17 protein-coding genes and 1 riboswitch are annotated in these 17255 nt (G+C 57.3%); of the genes, 1 reads left to right on the top strand and 16 read right to left on the bottom strand.

What is annotated here, in order from left to right:
• Positions 1–115: 115 nt before the first annotated feature.
• Positions 116–309, bottom strand: a riboswitch (cobalamin riboswitch).
• Positions 310–531: 222 nt separating this feature from the next.
• Positions 532–1605 carry a threonine-phosphate decarboxylase CobD gene (cobD, locus tag KGP16_RS10640; RefSeq protein ID WP_223501313.1) on the top strand — a complete coding sequence of 358 codons (1074 nt, stop codon included), beginning with the start codon at positions 532–534 and terminating at the stop codon, positions 1603–1605.
• A gap of 64 nt (positions 1606–1669) precedes the next feature.
• Here cobD and KGP16_RS10635 read toward each other — a convergent pair whose 3' ends face one another.
• The 16 genes from KGP16_RS10635 to hybA all read right to left on the bottom strand — a co-directional run bounded on the left by KGP16_RS10635 (position 1670) and on the right by hybA (position 17252).
• Entirely contained in the window at positions 1670–2998 is a 1329-nt protein-coding gene (locus tag KGP16_RS10635) for a hypothetical protein (protein ID WP_223501312.1), read from the bottom strand.
• Positions 2998–4257: a hypothetical protein gene (locus KGP16_RS10630; RefSeq protein ID WP_223501311.1), complete on the bottom strand. Its 1260-nt coding sequence runs from the start codon at positions 4255–4257 to the stop codon at positions 2998–3000. The genes KGP16_RS10635 and KGP16_RS10630 overlap by 1 nt, the downstream gene beginning before the upstream one ends.
• Positions 4258–4280: 23 nt before the next feature.
• The gene (locus KGP16_RS10625; RefSeq protein ID WP_059200486.1) at positions 4281–5030 is read right to left on the bottom strand and encodes a hypothetical protein; all 750 of its coding nucleotides are present in this window, start codon (positions 5028–5030) and stop codon (positions 4281–4283) included.
• A 207-nt stretch (positions 5031–5237) separates the two neighbouring features.
• Positions 5238–5828, bottom strand: coding sequence for a HupE/UreJ family protein (locus KGP16_RS10620; RefSeq protein ID WP_223499264.1), 591 nt, complete (start codon positions 5826–5828; stop codon positions 5238–5240).
• A 79-nt stretch (positions 5829–5907) separates the two neighbouring features.
• The gene (gene hypF, locus KGP16_RS10615; protein ID WP_223501310.1) at positions 5908–8223 is read right to left on the bottom strand and encodes a carbamoyltransferase HypF; all 2316 of its coding nucleotides are present in this window, start codon (positions 8221–8223) and stop codon (positions 5908–5910) included.
• A gap of 30 nt (positions 8224–8253) precedes the next feature.
• Complete coding sequence (locus tag KGP16_RS10610; RefSeq protein WP_223501309.1) at positions 8254–8580, bottom strand: hypothetical protein; 327 nt, start codon at positions 8578–8580, stop codon at positions 8254–8256.
• 96 nt (positions 8581–8676) lie between these two features.
• The gene (gene hypE, locus KGP16_RS10605; protein WP_051363677.1) at positions 8677–9645 is read right to left on the bottom strand and encodes a hydrogenase expression/formation protein HypE; all 969 of its coding nucleotides are present in this window, start codon (positions 9643–9645) and stop codon (positions 8677–8679) included.
• Positions 9646–9704: 59 nt separating this feature from the next.
• Positions 9705–10820 (bottom strand): hydrogenase formation protein HypD, encoded by a 1116-nt coding sequence (hypD, locus tag KGP16_RS10600; RefSeq protein WP_223501307.1) that lies wholly within the window; start codon positions 10818–10820, stop codon positions 9705–9707.
• Entirely contained in the window at positions 10807–11082 is a 276-nt protein-coding gene (gene hybG, locus KGP16_RS10595) for a hydrogenase maturation factor HybG (protein ID WP_021804776.1), read from the bottom strand. Before hybG ends, hypD begins: the two co-directional genes overlap by 14 nt.
• Positions 11082–12053, bottom strand: coding sequence for a hydrogenase nickel incorporation protein HypB (gene hypB / locus KGP16_RS10590; RefSeq protein WP_094982311.1), 972 nt, complete (start codon positions 12051–12053; stop codon positions 11082–11084). Before hypB ends, hybG begins: the two co-directional genes overlap by 1 nt.
• 19 nt (positions 12054–12072) lie before the next feature.
• On the bottom strand, positions 12073–12414 hold the full coding sequence (hypA, locus tag KGP16_RS10585) for a hydrogenase maturation nickel metallochaperone HypA (protein WP_021804778.1): 342 nt from the start codon (positions 12412–12414) through the stop codon (positions 12073–12075).
• Positions 12415–12900 carry a hydrogenase-2 assembly chaperone gene (gene hybE, locus KGP16_RS10580; protein ID WP_209554619.1) on the bottom strand — a complete coding sequence of 162 codons (486 nt, stop codon included), beginning with the start codon at positions 12898–12900 and terminating at the stop codon, positions 12415–12417. It lies immediately after the preceding gene.
• Positions 12884–13384 (bottom strand): HyaD/HybD family hydrogenase maturation endopeptidase, encoded by a 501-nt coding sequence (locus KGP16_RS10575; protein ID WP_218519476.1) that lies wholly within the window; start codon positions 13382–13384, stop codon positions 12884–12886. Before KGP16_RS10575 ends, hybE begins: the two co-directional genes overlap by 17 nt.
• A complete protein-coding gene (gene hybC / locus KGP16_RS10570; protein ID WP_223501305.1) occupies positions 13384–15078 on the bottom strand; it encodes a hydrogenase 2 large subunit in 1695 nt (564 codons plus the stop codon). The genes KGP16_RS10575 and hybC overlap by 1 nt, the downstream gene beginning before the upstream one ends.
• Positions 15056–16255 carry a Ni/Fe-hydrogenase cytochrome b subunit gene (gene hybB, locus KGP16_RS10565; protein ID WP_021804782.1) on the bottom strand — a complete coding sequence of 400 codons (1200 nt, stop codon included), beginning with the start codon at positions 16253–16255 and terminating at the stop codon, positions 15056–15058. The genes hybC and hybB overlap by 23 nt, the downstream gene beginning before the upstream one ends.
• Complete coding sequence (gene hybA / locus KGP16_RS10560) at positions 16242–17252, bottom strand: hydrogenase 2 operon protein HybA (protein WP_094982313.1); 1011 nt, start codon at positions 17250–17252, stop codon at positions 16242–16244. The genes hybB and hybA overlap by 14 nt, the downstream gene beginning before the upstream one ends.
• Positions 17253–17255 lie beyond the last annotated feature (3 nt).

Genomic DNA, 17255 nt, shown 5'->3' with positions numbered 1-17255 from the left:
AATGACATAAAAAAATCCCGACCTCTCGGACGGGATTTAGGTGTCAACAGGATACGACCAAGCGGTGCAACATAGCTGCACGTATCTCATGACAACCCCCTTCCCACCGAAGGTGTTGAATGTGTGACCAACTGGTCGGTCTTCTGGCTTAGCGTCATCCTTATCCACTCCCTTCCCAATCCTCAGATCAGTGGCGCAGTGGACTCGTCGGCATCACAGCAGCGGGGGCTGCGGGGGAGTTACACCCCCTTCCCAACCACAACCTGTTATCGTTCAGGATGTGGGTTATCCAGTTGGCAATAATTCGGTTAATTACCACGTTTTCGCTTCAATAAACGCAACGCTTCAATTTATCGCTTAGTTATCATCTCGATAGCCTCGACAATCGCCATGCCATAATAACCTGTTGATATCGCGAATACACACCAAGATCTGGCATTCACCAGAGCGACAGGTTTGGTTTACGCCGGATCAACGGCGATTACCCTGTGTTATCCTGCACGCAAACTTGACAGGGGGAATAGCAAAACCGTGAGTGAACATGGTGGTAACGTACTGGAAATGGCGTTGAAAAGCGGCCTGGATCCGGCCGAGATTATTGATTTCAGCGCCAATATCAATCCATTGGGCATGCCCGCCAGCCTGAAGGCGGCGATTATCGAGCATCTGACCAGCGCCGAATGCTATCCCGACGTTGAATACCGGCGTCTGCATGCAGCATTGGCAGGGGTTCATCACTGCCCGGCGGAAAATATCATGGCAGGCAACGGGGCCACCGAGCTGATTTACGCCATCGTGAACCGGCTACGCCCCCGCACGGCGCTGCTCCTAACGCCTGGGTTTGCCGAATACCGCCGGGCATTGCAGCGGATTGACTGCCAGATCGAGGACTACCCGCTGGATGAAGCCGGTGGATTTCAGCCCGATGAGCAGTTGCTACAGGTGCTGGCCGAGCGCCAACCGGACTGCCTGTTCCTGGCTACCCCCAACAATCCGACCGGGCTGATGCCAGACCCCGCGCTATTGCAGGCCATTGTCGCCTGTTGTCGCCAGCACAATATTGCGTTGATCGTTGATGAAGCCTTTATCGACTTTCTGCCAGATGCGCCGGGGCTGATCCCACAAATGGCGGACTATTCACGCCTCTACATTCTGCGTTCATTAACCAAATTCTTCGCCATTCCCGGGCTGCGGCTCGGCTATCTGGTCAGCAGCGATCGCGCTGGCCTGCAACAGATGAAACAGCAGCGCGAGCCCTGGACCATCAATGCCTATGCAGCACTGGCAGGCGAAGTGATCCTTGACGATCTCGATTACATGCAGCAAACCCACCAATGGCTGGCCGAGCAGCGTGCCTGGTTGTTTGACGCGCTGACAGCCTTGCCGCACTTGCGTATCTGGCCAGGGACTGCGAACTATATTTTCCTACGCTGCCTGCGTCCCGGCTACGATCTGCAACAGGCGTTGTTGCAGCACCGCATCTTGATCCGCCACTGTGCCAACTACCCTGGCCTTTCCGCCGACTATTATCGGGTGGCGATCAAGAGCGAAGCGGCCAACCGCAGGCTGATAGCCGCGCTGCAACAGATACTGGAGGAAGGCTAAGGCGCAGGAGTTTTTAGGCATCAAACGTTAATCTTTGATTATCGGAACGGATGCAGTATGGCAATTACGGCGGAGTGGTTGTCTCATACACCAGGCCGTCGCTATTGCCCAACTTAGGGTAATCGAAATCATGGGCTGGAAAGCGGAACAGGCGGTTACGCCAGCGATCAAACTGCACGCGATAGTTATAGCTATCAGGCAGTTTTTTCATTCTGAACCAGTGCTGGCCGCCATCGGTAGAGACTGTCATATGCAGCGGGTCGTTGAACGCTTTCTCCATCATCAGCAGATCATTACCCGCATAAAGCGTGCCTAAGGCTTTTTTACCGGTTTCCAGCAGCGGTTGCAACGCGCCATTCTCCCGCAACCGGTTCAGGCTATAAAGCCACCGTGGCCGCTGGCGTAAGACAAAATCAAAATCCCCTTGCGGGCTGATGTCGGCCGCAACGATATCTCCGCCCACCCACTGGCTGGACTGGATTTGAGCTGATTTCAGATTGAAATCAAGCAGCAATGAAGCAGTTAACCGATCCTGTTCCCCGGTATTATGGGGCTGATTACTGACTATCACCCGATCGCCGCCGTTATAGTACCAACTGGCCGCATAGAGAGCAGGGTCGATCCCGCGTTCCGTTAACAACCTGACCAGATCGAATACCTGTTGCCAATGCTGGCCGAGATCGTCCGACCGGTAGAGTTTACCCTGTTGAACCAGCAGCACGCTCTGCGCTCCAGAGAGCCCCAAAAGCTGATAAGTCTGGTTACCACCGGGGGCTTGCCACTGGGGTAACCAACACCAGTTACGCCCACCATCGGCAGAATAAAATACGGCATCTTTACTATAAGAACGGGCGCCGAACACCACCAGGCAATGCCCCTGAGCATCACACTGTTGCTCAGCCACGTAGCCCAAAAAACGGGCGCTGACGCGCAGCTTGCCATTCTCTTCGATGATGAGTTGGCTGACCGGGATCGTGGCGCTGTCATCATAGCTCCGGTGCCGGATTGTTCCACGGCCAACCTTAGCCTCCAGCATCAAACGTAACATGGTGGTATCAGGGGATATCTGCAGGTTTAACAAAGGGGGAGCAATGTCTGCCAGCACATCGATCTGCACCGAATTTTCATAGTGATAGATCAGCGTATTCTGGTCACGCTCAATATCCGTGATCCGTGTATTTATTACATCGCTGATACCCGTCAACAGCATCCCTTGTTGAAAACTGCTCAGGCGTTCCCCACTCATAACTACCGCAGGACGTTCTGCCTGATAATTTCGCTGCCATTGCCAGTCGGGGGCAAACCCGGCAAAGCTGTCGATATAAAACAGCATCCAGGAAATGATAAGCCCCAGTGCCAGCAGGATGATGCGCGTTAGGCTATTGCTGAACATCAGGGGACTTCCTGAATATAGGCTTTGCCACCGTTGCGTTTTTTAAACAATACCAACAGTTGGCGGGCAAAGACAAAGCGCGCCGCACTGAGCGAGTTCCTGCGCGTTATCCAAGTGCAGACCTCCACCAACAGCATGAACACGCAGAAAATCATGATGCTCATCAGAGCAAAGTCATAAAACATGACTGCGGCGTCCAGCCAGTCCCACTTATCCGGCACACTGCCCTGCTCCCACCAATCATGCAGGGTGAAAAACACCAGCAACACCAGTAAAAAAGAGCAGCAGCCAAACATCACTTTATACATCAGCTTGAGCTGGTGAAAAGAAACGGCAATCCCGCCGAGCTTGAGATAGGCGCTGCCATCCCTTTCATTACACAGGCCCAGCACCGCATTATCTTGCTGATTGACCACCAACATCAGCGGATCTTCGGCCGCCAGGAAGAACGGATGTTGCCGATAGAACAGCGGATTAAGGTCTTCCATCAGCGAGTTAATTCCGCTACGAAATGAGAACCGCTCTCCATTGCAGCTAAATTGGTACTCGATAAAATCCCGGCGGCTTTTGCCTCCGCCGGTAAAATCGCGGCGGGCGCTAACATCGGCAGCCTCTCCGCTCACGCTGGTCAAGGTGACTTTATCGGCCAATAGCAAATCATTCGGCAGCAGCGCATCCAGATCGTTAGCCAATTCTTTGCTGGCCTGTAGTGAAGGCGCACCGCCTCCCGGCTCGGTTAATGATTCGGTGGTGGTAATGCAAAGGGAAGTGTCGCCTTGTTTGACGCTCTCCAGCCCTTTTAACAACCTACGCGTGTGACGGCTGGTTCCCACCATCAGCGTATGAAACGAAGCCACGAACCACCAGCAACCAAAGATGAAAACAAAAAGCAGTAGCACCATCACCCAGATATTCAGCAACTGGAAATAACCCACTGCTGAGAGCGTCATCACTATGATCGCGCCCACCAGCTTCATCAACGCAGCCGGTTTGCTAAGGTCGGCCAGCTTCGGTTGTAGCTCCCCCTTTTCAGGCGAAACCAGCCAATGCAGCCAGTAGCTGCCATCAGCCAACTGATGGGCACCGATATACACACGATCCCCCGATACCAAACGGTATAACACTTTGGCATCAACAAACTGTTTGCTGTAGGTATAGAACACCTTGTCCCCGGCCAAAATGCGCCGTAGCTTACTTTCGCTGGGCGCGTTGAGATTGTGGCGGATAAAGGACAGCTCATAGAAGCAGATTTTTTTCATGGTTGCTAACGACCAGGCACGGATTAAAAACGATGTTCGAGCAACTTATCCTGCTCTACGGGATAGGCTTTACCATCGAACTTGAGCTCGACGCGAGTCTTGGCAACGATGCTGTTGCTTTCCACACAGTCCTCCCCTTTTTTGCTGGCTTCCTTATGCGTCGCCATCGTCTGTAGTTGCAGATCCTGGAAGCCGTTGTGTGCGTTCTTGCCAAGCGCCAATGCGCGATGGGTCGTGGCAAAATCCCCGGCACACTGGCCATCCCACTCACCGCTATATTCATTCATGGTGAGATTGTTGAGCACCAGATTGACTTGCCGATCTTGCAGGGTATAGAGGTTAAGGCGTTCGATGCTAAGGGGATTGACCGAGGAGGAGCCACGGTGGATAAAACGCACCCCGAAGGCGCGTATCGCCGGAGATAATTGATAGCGCGCGGTGTCGATGGTCACGCTACTGGTGTAGATGGCATCATCCATAATCGCCTTGGGATGATATTTGCTAGCCAGCACCTTACCGGTCTGGCTATCAACCACCAAAACGGCGACGTCAAAGTCGGTAAAATCGGGTTGGGCCTCTTCCTTGGGTTCCAGCATCAGTACCGCAATGGTTTTATCCGGGGCATAGGGCCACACCTTACAGGTGGACAGCTCGGTATTCATGCTCACTTTGGCGGCGAAGGGTTTAGCCAGATCGGCTAGGAGGGGCTGGCAATCGGCCAGAGAAGAAAAAGAAACCAGGCATAACGCCAGTACGCCTATCACCCTGTTCATAGCAATATTCCCTGTAATTTTTTAATTAACTCATGTGGTTAAAAGTTGTGCGACAGCACAGTATCAAGCGCACATAGCTAGCAGGGAATCTAACGATAAAATTGGCACAAATCCAGCCGCTTGTTATTTTTTGAGATCAACAGGGGAGACTGCTGGCAGCTATCACAAAGTCACTGCCAGCAAACTAGGGTTAATAGATTGATAGACTCAGATCACACCGCTGAGCAGGCCGAGCCCCAGCAGCGATGAGCCGCCGCCAATCACCCGCGCCCAGCCACTGTGCGTAGACGAAGATGCCATCAGATAGCCGATACCCAACCCCGCCACGTGCAGCAGCGCCGTTGCCATCACCATACCGGAAAGCGCCGCCACCGAATGGGAAAGCTCCGCACCGTGGGCCAGGCCGTGGAAAATGGCAAAAGCGCCAATAATCAACGCGCCCGTTATCGCCGACAGTTTCAGCTGTAAGGCAACCATCACACCTATGCCCAGCAGCGAGGCGGCAACGATAAATTCAGTGCCAGGTACGGTGACGCCCGCCATGCCAACCAACGCGCCGGTCAGCAGCAAACAAGCAAATGCCAGCGGCGCCAGCCACCACTGCTTGGTATTCATGGCGCTCCAGATACCCACCAGAACCATGGCGACCAGATGATCCATCCCGGTCAGCGGATGGATAAAGCCTTCGGTAAAGCTTAATACGTGATGCGCGCCGCCGTCATGGCCCACATGAGCAAAGGCCAGCATGGGGAACAGCGCCAGTAGGGATACAGCCACAGCTTTGACATTAATACGCATAATGAATACCTAAATTTTCCAGTGAATGAAGGTGGTGGTTTTACTCATAAAAACAGTTAATTACGTTATAAATTCATCCTTATGCCTGCCTTGAAAGTCGGTTGGCGGCAATCAGCGCCTGCCCCAGAGCCAGACCGCCATCGCCAGCAGGTAAACGGGATGGCAGCAAGACTTGTAATCCGTCTAACTGCTGGATCAATAGTTGCCGCAGCAGCGCGTTATGCATCACTCCACCGGACAGCACGACGGTATTGATGCCGTATTGCTTTGTCGCGTGGCTAGCCAGTGCGGCAAAACCCTGGGCAAAGGCAACATGGAACGCATAAGCACGCTGCGCCGGGGGAGCTTCATAGGCCAGCCATTGCCGCCAGAAGGTGGCCAGATCCAGCCGATTGCCAAGCAGCGGCAGCGAAACCGGCGGCTGATGAGGCGGGCTTTGCCATGCCAAGGCCTCCAACTGGCAGGCAGCCTCTCCCTCCCAGGAAATTTGTGGCGGCACGATCTGCAATGCTGCTGCCACCGCATCAAACAAGCGCCCGGCGGAAGAGGCCAACGGCGAGTTGATTTGCCGTTCTACCGCCCGCAGTAAGATCGTCGCCTGCGGTTGAGGGATTGCGGCGGCCTCTGGCAACGTCTGCCAATCGGGGACAAAACGCTGTAACTGGGCCAACAGGTTGCGCCACGGCTGGCGAGCGGCCACATCGCCCCCCGGCAATGCCACTGCGGGCAACCCGCCTAAATACTCACAATGCTGATAATCCACCAGCAGGCATTCACCGCCCCACAGTTGCCCGCCAAGACCATATCCCAGCCCATCCAACGCCAGACCAATCACCTTACCGCCGTCGCGCGGCCAGCCATGTTCCGCCAAGCAGGCAACCAGATGGGCATGATGATGCAGCGTGGTGACACAAGGTATCGCCCGCTCATTGGCCAACGCCTGGCCCTGCTGGTGGCTGAGATAGCCGGGGTGAGCATCGATGGCGATCGCCTGCGGCACCACACCGTAGATTTCGCCAAAAAGCGTCAGCAATCGTTGTTGCTGTTGCCGGGTGGTTTCATCTCCTAGCGAGCCTAGATGCTGGCTGACCACCGCCCGGTCATCCCACAGCAGGCAGAAGGTATTCTTGCTGTCGGCTCCCAGTGCCAGAATGGCCGGTTGGGTGGTAAAGCCAGGGGGTAAGGGCATCGCATCGGGAACATAGCCACGTGCCCGGCGCAACATCTCGCTACCCTGCCCGGTCAAGCGTACTAAAGAGTCATCGGCTCGCTGGCCGATCTCGCGGTTATGCAGCAGCCAGACGTCAGCCACCCCAGCGAGTTCATCCAGTGCCTGTTGGTTGCTCAGTGCGGGAGGTTTGCCTGCCGGATTGCCGGAGGTCATCACCAGTGGCCGCGCGACCTGTTGCAACAGCAGATGTTGCAGCGGATTTGCCGGTAACATCACCCCTACCTCATTGAGCCCCGGCGCAATCTCCCCGCACAAGGGACTTTGCGGGTGAGCCATTACCAGCACTATCGGGGCTGGTGGGCTACGCAACAGCTTTAACAGTGCCGTCGGTTCCGCGACCTGAGCACATTGTTGCAGCCAGTGAGTATCCGGCATCATCACCGCCAGGGGCTTGGCAGGGCGATGTTTGCGCGCGCGCAGGCGCTGTACCGCAGCAGAATTGGTAGCATCACAGGCAAGATGAAAACCGCCGATCCCCTTCACCGCGACGATCTGCCCGGCAATCAGCGCCTCAGCGGCCAGTTGCAGCGCATCGTCGGCGCTGGCAGTAGTTTTGCCTGCGGCATCGCTGAGCCATAGCTGCGGGCCACACTCCGGGCAGGCGGTAGGTTGTGCATGAAAACGACGGTCGGCAGGATCCTGATACTCCGCCAGGCACTGCGGGCACAGCGGGAAAGGCTGCATCGAGGTATTGGGCCGATCGTAGGGCATCCGGCGGATGATGGTGAAACGTGGGCCACAGTGGGTGCAGTTGATAAACGGATAGTGATAGCGCCGGTTATGCTGCGAGTTCAGCTCTGCCAGGCAGGCGTCGCAGGTGGCCGCATCCGCCACGATATGGGTATCCACTTGCCCTGCACCGCTAGTGGCAATGGTGAAACTCGCTGGCCGTTGCGGCCAGTTAAAAGGTGAAGAAAAGACGCTATCGATCCGCGCCAGAGGCGGGCACTCTTGCGGCAGTACCCGCAAAAATTCCGTTATGGCGGGCGATTGCCATAGCTGGACAATCACCCCGGCGCCGTCATTGCTGACCTCGCCGCACAGGTTAAAGCGCCGCGCCAGCAGCCAAACGTAGGGCCGAAATCCGACCCCTTGCACCTTGCCCTTGATCCGCAGGCGAAGGCCGTTGCTGCTGGCGATATTCTCCGGCTCAAAATCTGCCATGTTGTCTCGACTCTCCTGTTAGTCCAGCGATCAATCTGTATCTCCCTCACCCCAACCCTCTCCCCAAGGAGAGGGAGCTGATTCGGTGCCGTGGTTGAGTACCGCGACCGACCTGTTGTCCTCAGCCACGATCAGGTGACTCTCTGCAACTGAAGCAAACTCGGTCGGTCCCCTCTCCCTGCGAGAGAGAGCTGATTCGGTGCCGTGGTTGAGTACCGCGACCGACCTGTTGTCCTCAGCCATGATCAGGTGACTCTCTGCAACTGAAGCAAACTCGGTCGGTCCCCTCTCCCTGCGAGAGAGAGCTGATTCGGTGCCGTGGTTAAGTACCGCGACCGACCTGTTGTCCTCAGCCATGATCAGGTGACTCTCTGCAACTGAAGCAAACTCGGTCGGTCCCCTCTCCCTGTGGGAGAGGGTTAGGGTGAGGGGTCAGTCCCCACGGTCAAACACCTAACAGATCCGTGGCAAAGGCTCATCCAGCGGCAGATCCAGCCGTCGGGAAACCCCGAATAGCCCGGTGAGGCTCACCTGCTGGCGCTCGGTGGTATGGCCAATCACCGCCGCATCGCGCCCCAAAGGATGCCGATGTAACGCAGCCAATACTTCCGCCTCAGCCTCGGGCGCCACCACCAACACCAGCTTGCCTTCGTTGGCAAAGTTGAGCGCATCCAGCCCCAGCAGTTCGCAAATCCCCCTCACCGCCGGTTTCAACGGCAGTGCCGCCTCGGAAATCGCCATGCCACAACCGCTAGCGGCCGCAAACTCATGCAGCACCGCCGTTACGCCGCCACGAGTCGCGTCACGTAAAGCACGCACCCCGGCAATCGGTAACAAAGGAGCAATCAGCGGAGCCAGCAGCGCGCAATCGCTGCTTAATTCACTCTCCAGGCCCAGCCCTTCACGCAGGTTCAGGATGGTTGCGCCATGATCGCCCAAGGTGCCGCTGACAATAATGCTGTCCCCAAGGCGGATGTTCGCAGCCCCCCAATTGACGCCAGCCGGGATGGTTCCCAAACCGGTAGTATTAATAAAGATTTTGTCTGCCGCGCCACGGGGCACCACTTTGGTATCGCCGGTCACAATCTGGATCCCGGCCTGCTGCGCCGTGCTGGCCATCGACTGGACGATGCGTTCCAGCGTGGCATACGGCAACCCTTCCTCCAGGATCATGGCGCAGCTCAGATAACGCGGCTGGGCACCACTGACGGCCACGTCGTTAGCGGTGCCGCAGACCGCCAGTTTGCCGATATCACCACCGGGGAAGAAAATGGGGTCGATAACATAACTGTCGGTCGATACGGCCAGACGATCGCCCGAGGTGGCAAGCTCATCCAGTGAAATTCGTGCCTGATCTTCCCGAGCATTTAATGCCGGATTGGCAAAGGCGGGCAGCATGAGTTCTTCAATCAGGGATTGCATGGCGCGGCCACCGCTACCATGGGCCAGAGTAATTTCCCGCCCGTTGTTCTCTTCACGCATTATGCGGTCTCCCTGCGATACTGATAGTAAGCCGAGCAGGCCCCTTCCGAGGACACCATCAAGGCACCAAAGGCGTTCTCTGGCGTACATTGCTTGCCAAACAGCGGGCAGGCATCCGGTTTGCAGCGCCCGGTCAACACTTCGCCACAACGTGAACTCGGATCGTCCGCTACCCGCTGCGCCTGCGGTTTAAACCGCAGCTCTGCATCAAAATCCGCATACTCAGGTTTGATCTGCACGCCAGAGTGGGCAATCTCACCCAGCCCGCGCCATTCGCTACTGTCTTTCAGGCCAAATACCTCTGCCATTGCCCGCTGGGCCAGAAGATTGCCCTGTTCCGGTACGATGCGCCGGTATTGGTTTTCTACCGCACGGCGGCCATCACGCAACTGTTCCAGCAACATCACCAAACCCTGCAGAATGTCTAACGGCTCAAAGCCGGTCACCACCAGCGGCTTATGATAATCCGCAGCAATGAACTGATAGGGCGCGTTGCCGATCACCATGCTGACGTGGCCCGGTGCCAGGAGGCCATCGATGCGCACATCGGGCTGCTGCAACAGGCTGCGTAAGGTGGGGATCAGAGTGATATGTTGGCAAAACAGGGTGAAATTGCGCAGCTGACGCTGGCTGGCTTGCTGCAAGGTCAAGGCGCTGGCGGGCATGGTGGTTTCAAAGCCCAGGCCAAAAAACACCACTTCGCGCTGTGGGTTATCCGCCGCCAGCTGTAGCGCATCCAGCGGCGAGTACACCACCCGGATATCGGCACCACGGCGGCGGGCATCCAGCAACGACCCATTGCGGCCAGGAACCCGCATCGCATCACCGTAGGTGCAAAAAATCACCTCCGGATGGGCGGCAATCTCCAGGCAGCTATCAATGCGCCCCATCGGCAATACGCAAACTGGGCAGCCGGGGCCGTGGACAAACTCCAGGCTGTCCGGCAACAGTTGGTCAAGACCAAACTTGAAGATCGCGTGGGTGTGACCGCCGCAGACTTCCATCACCTGTAGCGGCAGGCGCTGCGACTGGGGGATGGCTAACATCAGCGTTTCGATGCGCCGTAACAGCGCTTGGCATAACGCCGGATCGCGGAATTCATCAACGTAGCGCATTGGCATCCTCGTCATCCCGTGCCAGCCCGACGGCGCGCATATGCTGCAATGCTGCCAGCGTTTCCAGCGCTTCCTGTTCATCGAGCAGGCTCATGGCAAAGCCGACGTGCACCAGCACCCACTGGCCGATCAGATCCTGCGGTGAGCCTTCACAGACCAGCGCGATATTGATCCTGACCGCCACGCCGCACACGTCGGCCCAGGCCAGTTGGTGGATATCCTCCCCCACTGCGGTCACCTTGCCGGGCACACCGAGGCACATTATTGTTCCCCCAGCCAGTTCAGCCAGAGATCCATCCCCTCGCCGCTGGTCGCCGACAGTGCGATCACCTGGATGGACGGATTAACCTGGCGGGCAAACTCGATGCATTTCTCTACAGAGAAATTAACGTAAGGCAGCAAATCGATCTTGTTGATAATCATCAGCGTTGCGGCAGCAAACATATGAGGATACTTCAGCGGCTTGTCTTCCCCTTCCGTCACCGACAGCACTGCGACCTTATGCCGTTCGCCCAGATCGAAGCTGGCCGGGCAGACCAGGTTGCCGACGTTCTCGATAAACAGCAGGCTGTGATCCTGCAAATCCAGGCGGTGTGCCGCGTCGTGTACCATCTGCGCGTCCAGATGACAGCCCTTGCCGGTATTAACCTGAATGGCCGGTACGCCCGTGGCGCGAATACGCTCGGCATCGTTACTGGTTTGCTGGTCGCCCTCAATCACCGCGCAGGGCAATTTGCCCGCCAATCGTTCCAGCGTGGCCGTCAGCAAGGTCGTTTTGCCCGACCCGGGGCTGGAAACCAGGTTCAGCACCAGAATATGCTGCGCGGAAAAGTGTTCGCGGTTGTGGGCCGCCAGATGGTTGTTCTTGCTCAGTACGTCCTGTTCAATCTGCACCAGACGGCGCTGCCCGATACCCGGTGCATGGCTGCCCGCCTCGCCGTGTCCATAGTGCAGGTCTTGCGAATGTGGTTGCACCTCTGGCGTAAAGCGTTCCGCCGCAGCGACACCTGCGTAATGGTGATGCACATCGCCCTGGTGGTAATAGTGATGGTGATGATGGATCACCACGCCTGCCGGTGCTTGATGTTCCCCGTCGTGGTGGTGATGGTGATGATGATCAGGATGATGGTGGTGAGCATCATGATGGTCGTGATGATGGTGGTCGTCATGGTGATGATGTTCATCACCTTCGATGGTTTTTTCGCCACTGGCGCAACCGCAAGTCGTACACATCGTTATTCACTCCTCAAAATTATTCCACTTCCAGCTGCTTTAACCGCAGGCTGTCACCGCTCTCAACGCGCAGTTGGTGGCCGCCGCACTGAGGGCAACCTTCATCATGTTGTTCAATCTGCACGCTCATGCTGCAACTCCAGCACCAGGCGCGGGCCGGCTGGTAGTCCAGCAATAGCTGGCACCCCTCTGCCAGCGTATGGCGGGATGCCGAGGCGAAACTGAAACGCAGCGCGTGCTCTTCAATACAGGAGAGCGCCCCAATTTCCAGCCACACCGCCGTCACCCGTTTAGCTCCGTGCTGCCGAGCCTGCTGCTCTATCAATTCCATCGTGCTCAGGCACAGGCTGATTTCATGCATCTACGCCGTTCTCTGTGACAGACCAAATAGCGCCCTGCGCCCGGGATTACTAGGGATGTTGCCATCCACCACCGGTAGCGAAAGCGCCATCCGCGCACTCTGTTGTGCCAACGCCAGCGCCTGCTCGGCCCCCAGATGGCGATCCAACGGAGACATCAGTGAACAGGCCAGGTATTGCCCGCAGCCCGCAATCTCACCGACGATAAACCTCACGCTGCCGCAAGGCAGATTCAGCGCCAGCTTGTCCCCTACCGCATAGGGTTGCCAAACCTGTTCTGGTCCGGGCAACACCAGCAGGCTAAGCATCCACGGCGTGAGAATGGTGCCAACCCACTGCTGTTCAAACAGTTGAAAACCACAGGCACACACCGGGATTTGCGGTTGGAAAAACGGCAAATCCTGCATCTCACCGTCGGCGATCGCCTGAAAGGCGGTTTCCAACAGCGCGCTGGGGTTGAGCTGAAAACCGTTAGTCACAGTCTGCATTAGCCACCTCTTTTGGCTCCGCCACCACGCCGCTCTCTTGCAGCCCCAGCAACACCTGGGCCAACGCTGGCTCAATCGCCTGGCTGACCACGGCGCTCAGACCAATTCCGGGCTCCAGCGACTCTGGCACCACGCCCACCAGGGTGAGCCGACGCGGAAACTCATCCGTCAGCCGCAGCGCCATCAGCACGTCGGAAAGCCCCAGTTGATGGGGCGAAACCTTACGGGTAAACAGCGCCGGGATCTCTTCGTCATACAGCACGGCGACGCTGCCGGGTTTGGCACCGGTCAACACCGCATCCGCCACAATCAGATGATCGCGATCGGCCATCATTTCCATCAGTTCCATCCCCGAGGTGCCGCCGTCCAGCACTTCAACATGGGCAGGTAAGCGATAGCGCTGCTCAAGCGCTTCGACGATGCGCACGCCCACCGCTTCATCACCCAACAACAAATTACCTATGCCTAATACCAAGATTCTCATTACAACACCTTGACCCTGGTCACTTCATTGCCGGTGGTGTCTACAATATGTACCGCACAGGACATGCACGGGTCGAACGAGTGGATAGTTCGCACCACCTCCAGCGGTTTGCTCGGATCGGCCACCGGCGTGCCAACCAGTGAACGTTCGTAAGGACCGGGCTCATCGTTAAAGTTGCGGGGTCCAGCGTTCCAGGTTGAGGGCACTACCGCCTGATAGTTGGCGATCTTGCCGTCCTTGATCACCACCCAGTGCGACAATGCACCGCGCGGAGCTTCGATAAAGCCCACGCCCCGGATCTCACCGGTCAATGGAATATTCGGTGGGATAAAGGTTTCATGGTCGCCGCTGCCGATATTGCTCACCAACGCCTGCCACTGCTGGCCCAGGGTTTCATGCAGCACGCAGGCATGCACCGTACGCCCTACAATGCGGCCCAGGGTCGACGGCAGTTGATCGGCGGTTAGCGCTTTGCCGGTCAGGGCCTGGTAGTGACTGTTGACCTTGGCAAAATATTTCTGGGTTGGTGGATGCTCGGCTTGCAGGGTACACATCAGCCACGCCAACGGCCCCATCTCTACCGCTTTGCCGAAGAAGGTTGGCGCTTTTACCCAGGAGTATTTGCCATCTTCCTGCCAGCCGGTGTAGTTAGGCCGGGTCAGCCCTTCCCACGGTGCCAGCGGTTCATCGTCCTGATACCAGGCGTGTTTACCGCTCTCCTGAATGCCCTTGATCAGATACTCATCGCGCTGGGTGGCGATCGGACGGAACTTGCCGTTCTCCAGATAGCCACCCGGCATCAGGAACTGGTCGCCTTTACGATCGATCGGCAGCTCCGGCACGCAGAGATAGCAGTCTGAGCCTTTGCCGAGGGTTAGCCACTCAGGGTAATGCGCCGCGATCACCGCGCTGTCCACCAGATAAACCTGCTCGATAAAGTCGCCCAGGCGATCGATAAAGGTTTTCAGGTACATCAGGCGCTCGAGGTTCAGCACGCTAGGCGCATCGAGGTTGATCGGGTTCGCCACCCCGCCCACCGCCAGGTTCTGAATGTGCGGCGTTTTACCGCCCAGTATTGCTACCACGCGGTTGGCATCACGCTGGCATTCCAGCGCCTGCAAATAGTGGGCAACGGCGATCAGGTTAATCTCCGGCGGTAACGCCATGGCCGGGTGCCCCCAATAGCCATTGGCAAAGATGCCGAGCTGGCCGCTGGCGACCAGATCCTTGATCTTCTGCTGCACCCGGGTGAACTCTGCAGCGCTGTTCAACGGCCAGCTGGACAGGCCACTGAGCAAATCGGCAGCCTTCTGAGGGTCGGCCTTCAGCGCCGAGGTGACGTCCACCCAGTCCAGCGCCGAGAGCTGGTAGAAATGCACGATATGGTCGTGAATGCTGTGGGCGGCCGCAATGATATTGCGGATGTATTGGGCATTGACCGGGATCTCCATCCCCAGCGCATTTTCCACCGTCCGCACGGAGGCTAACGCGTGAATGGTGGTGCACACGCCGCAGATCCGTTGGACGATCATCCACGCGTCACGCGGGTCGTTACATTGCAGGATCTCTTCCATTCCGCGCCACATGGTGCCTGAGGACCAGGCTTTAACCACCTTGCCGTCTTCGATTTCACAGTCGATGCGCAGGTGGCCCTCAATACGGGTGACGGGATCAATGGTGATGCGTTGGCTCATGCTCTACCTCTAACTGGTTGTTTTCATTCTTGTGTTGATGCGCAGGCAGCACCGGTAACAACCGGATCAACAGGATGTACGCACAAACTTCAATTGCCACAAAGCCGATGGAGATCAGCAGTTCGCTGGCCGTCGGGAAATAGTGGTAGCCATTGCCAGGGTCGTAGGCCAGCAACGCGTAATTCAGCCGCCAGAACGACGCCCCGCAGACCATGCTCAGCGCGCCGAGAAACAGCAGGCGTGAGTTGCGGCGGTTACGCTTCCAGCGGAACATCACCAGCGGCACCAGCATCAACAGCGTTTCCACCCAGAACGAGATGGCAAAGCGATCGAGATGCCACAGATAGTCCGTTTTGCCGCGCCAGATCAGTTCCCCAAAGCGCAGCACAATAAACAGCAGTAAGAACCCATCGATGATGTAGGTCATGCGGGCAAACAGCGGCGTTTCCTCCGGCCCTTTTCCCCGCAGCCCGGCCTGCACCAGCGAGCCTTCAAATATCACTATCGAGAAGCCCAGGATCCCCGCCGTCAACAGCGAGAACAGCGGCAGCATTTCGTAGCTTTGCCACAGCGGGTGGATTTTGATCCCCGCAGCAATCATCAGCGATCCCATTGATGACTGGTGCATAGTTGGCAGCAATGCGCCAAGGGCGATCACCAGGAACATCACCTTGTTGAGCCGTTTGAGCGACACCTTCCAGCCCAGCCGCTCCAGCAGCGCAGGGGCGAACTCCAGCGCCACAATACCCACGTAGATCGTCATACAGACCGCGGTTTCAAACAGCACCGACGAGGTGTTGAAATGGCCGGGAATATAGAAGTAAGGCAGGTTCCAGTAACGGCCCACATCGATGGTGATCGACAGCCCGCCCAGCGAATAGCCGAACAGGCTGGCCAACAGCGCAGGCCGCACCAGCGGGTGATATTCTCCCCGGTTGAACACATACACCGCCCAGGCCAACGCCCAGCCGCCGCAGGCCAAACCGGTGCCCACCAGCAGATCGAACGCGATCCAGATCCCCCAGGGGTAGCCGCCGTTCAGATCGGAAACATCGCCCAACCCCAACACCAGACGTTTGAGGATCAGCAACAGGCACAGCACCACAAAAGGTGCCAGCATCATCACCGGCCAGCTCACCAGCCGCCCGCCGAGTGGCTGCGTTTTATGCGTCGTCATGTTTATCGTCCTTCTTGTCCTGACGCTCGTTTCGCTGGTTGCGCTGCACCAGGAAGGTGATCCCGGCCAGAGCGGCAAACGGCAACACCATGCCTTTGTACAGCGTGTGCTGGATATGCTCGGAACGCGCACCGGTTGACAACTCCTCTAGCGCTGGCAAACCGAGATCCTCGAAGGGCACACCGGTCAGCACTAGCACCTGCGTTCCGCCGCCCTCATGCTCGCCATACAGATGCGGTTGGTAATGCGGCAGCGGATGTTCGTAATGGTCGTTGCCCTGTAGGGTTTGGCGCGGGTAACGGTAATTCTCACCGGGCTTGCTGGCCAGACGCTGCTTGGCTTCGGCCATTAACTGCTCGCGGGTGCCAAAGATCACCGCCCCGGTTGGGCAAACCTCGACACAGCCTGGCAGCCCGCCCTGATCCAGCCGAGCCACGCCTTTCTGGTTACAGAGTTCGCATTTATGGATCTTGCCGAACGGGTTGTCGTAGTCGTATTTCGGCACGTTGAACGGGCAGCCCACCATGCAGTAGCGGCAGCCGGTACAGACATCCGGGTTGTAATGCACGATGCCGGTTTTGGCATCTTTATGCAGCGCCTGAACCGGGCAGACAGAAACGCAGTTGGGATCGACACAGTGCATGCACTGCTTTTTGATATAGGCGTAGCCGTTGTCCACCTGATCTTTGTGCTTGCCGTCTCCGCTGGTCCACACCTGAATAATGTTATTGGTGTAAGGGCTGAGCTTGTCGTTGTTCGACCAGGTCGCTTCGGTACCCGCGTAGGCATAGGTTTCGCCATGCGGTTCATCGGTATGGTTGATACGTTGGCATTTGCTGACACAGGCCTGGCAACCCACACACAAGGTCGAGTCATACAGCATGCCCAGCGAGTTGGGGATGGGCGGCTTGTTCTCCGGCCCGGCCTGCGCCGCAGGGGCAACCCCTGCCAACATCGCGCCACCGCAGGTCAGTTTTAGAAAATTACGTCGATTCACGGC

The organism is Serratia sp. JSRIV006, assembly GCF_019968685.1.
GTDB classification, from domain to species: Bacteria; Pseudomonadota; Gammaproteobacteria; order Enterobacterales; family Enterobacteriaceae; genus Chania; species Chania fonticola_B.
This window is presented reverse-complemented; position numbering and strand designations above follow the sequence as displayed.

Coding starts and splice junctions, on each gene's coding strand:
- KGP16_RS10610 (WP_223501309.1), bottom strand. CDS start 8,580: ATGGCTGAGGACAACAGGTCGGTCGCGGTACTTAACCACGGCACCGAA.
- hypE (WP_051363677.1), bottom strand. CDS start 9,645: ATGCAATCCCTGATTGAAGAACTCATGCTGCCCGCCTTTGCCAATCCG.
- KGP16_RS10575 (WP_218519476.1), bottom strand. CDS start 13,384: ATGAGAATCTTGGTATTAGGCATAGGTAATTTGTTGTTGGGTGATGAA.
- KGP16_RS10620 (WP_223499264.1), bottom strand. CDS start 5,828: ATGCGTATTAATGTCAAAGCTGTGGCTGTATCCCTACTGGCGCTGTTC.
- KGP16_RS10630 (WP_223501311.1), bottom strand. CDS start 4,257: ATGAAAAAAATCTGCTTCTATGAGCTGTCCTTTATCCGCCACAATCTC.
- KGP16_RS10625 (WP_059200486.1), bottom strand. CDS start 5,030: ATGAACAGGGTGATAGGCGTACTGGCGTTATGCCTGGTTTCTTTTTCT.
- hypD (WP_223501307.1), bottom strand. CDS start 10,820: ATGCGCTACGTTGATGAATTCCGCGATCCGGCGTTATGCCAAGCGCTG.
- hybG (WP_021804776.1), bottom strand. CDS start 11,082: ATGTGCCTCGGTGTGCCCGGCAAGGTGACCGCAGTGGGGGAGGATATC.
- hybC (WP_223501305.1), bottom strand. CDS start 15,078: ATGAGCCAACGCATCACCATTGATCCCGTCACCCGTATTGAGGGCCAC.
- KGP16_RS10635 (WP_223501312.1), bottom strand. CDS start 2,998: ATGTTCAGCAATAGCCTAACGCGCATCATCCTGCTGGCACTGGGGCTT.
- hybB (WP_021804782.1), bottom strand. CDS start 16,255: ATGACGACGCATAAAACGCAGCCACTCGGCGGGCGGCTGGTGAGCTGG.
- hybE (WP_209554619.1), bottom strand. CDS start 12,900: ATGCAGACTGTGACTAACGGTTTTCAGCTCAACCCCAGCGCGCTGTTG.
- hypB (WP_094982311.1), bottom strand. CDS start 12,053: ATGTGTACGACTTGCGGTTGCGCCAGTGGCGAAAAAACCATCGAAGGT.
- hypA (WP_021804778.1), bottom strand. CDS start 12,414: ATGCATGAAATCAGCCTGTGCCTGAGCACGATGGAATTGATAGAGCAG.
- hypF (WP_223501310.1), bottom strand. CDS start 8,223: ATGGCAGATTTTGAGCCGGAGAATATCGCCAGCAGCAACGGCCTTCGC.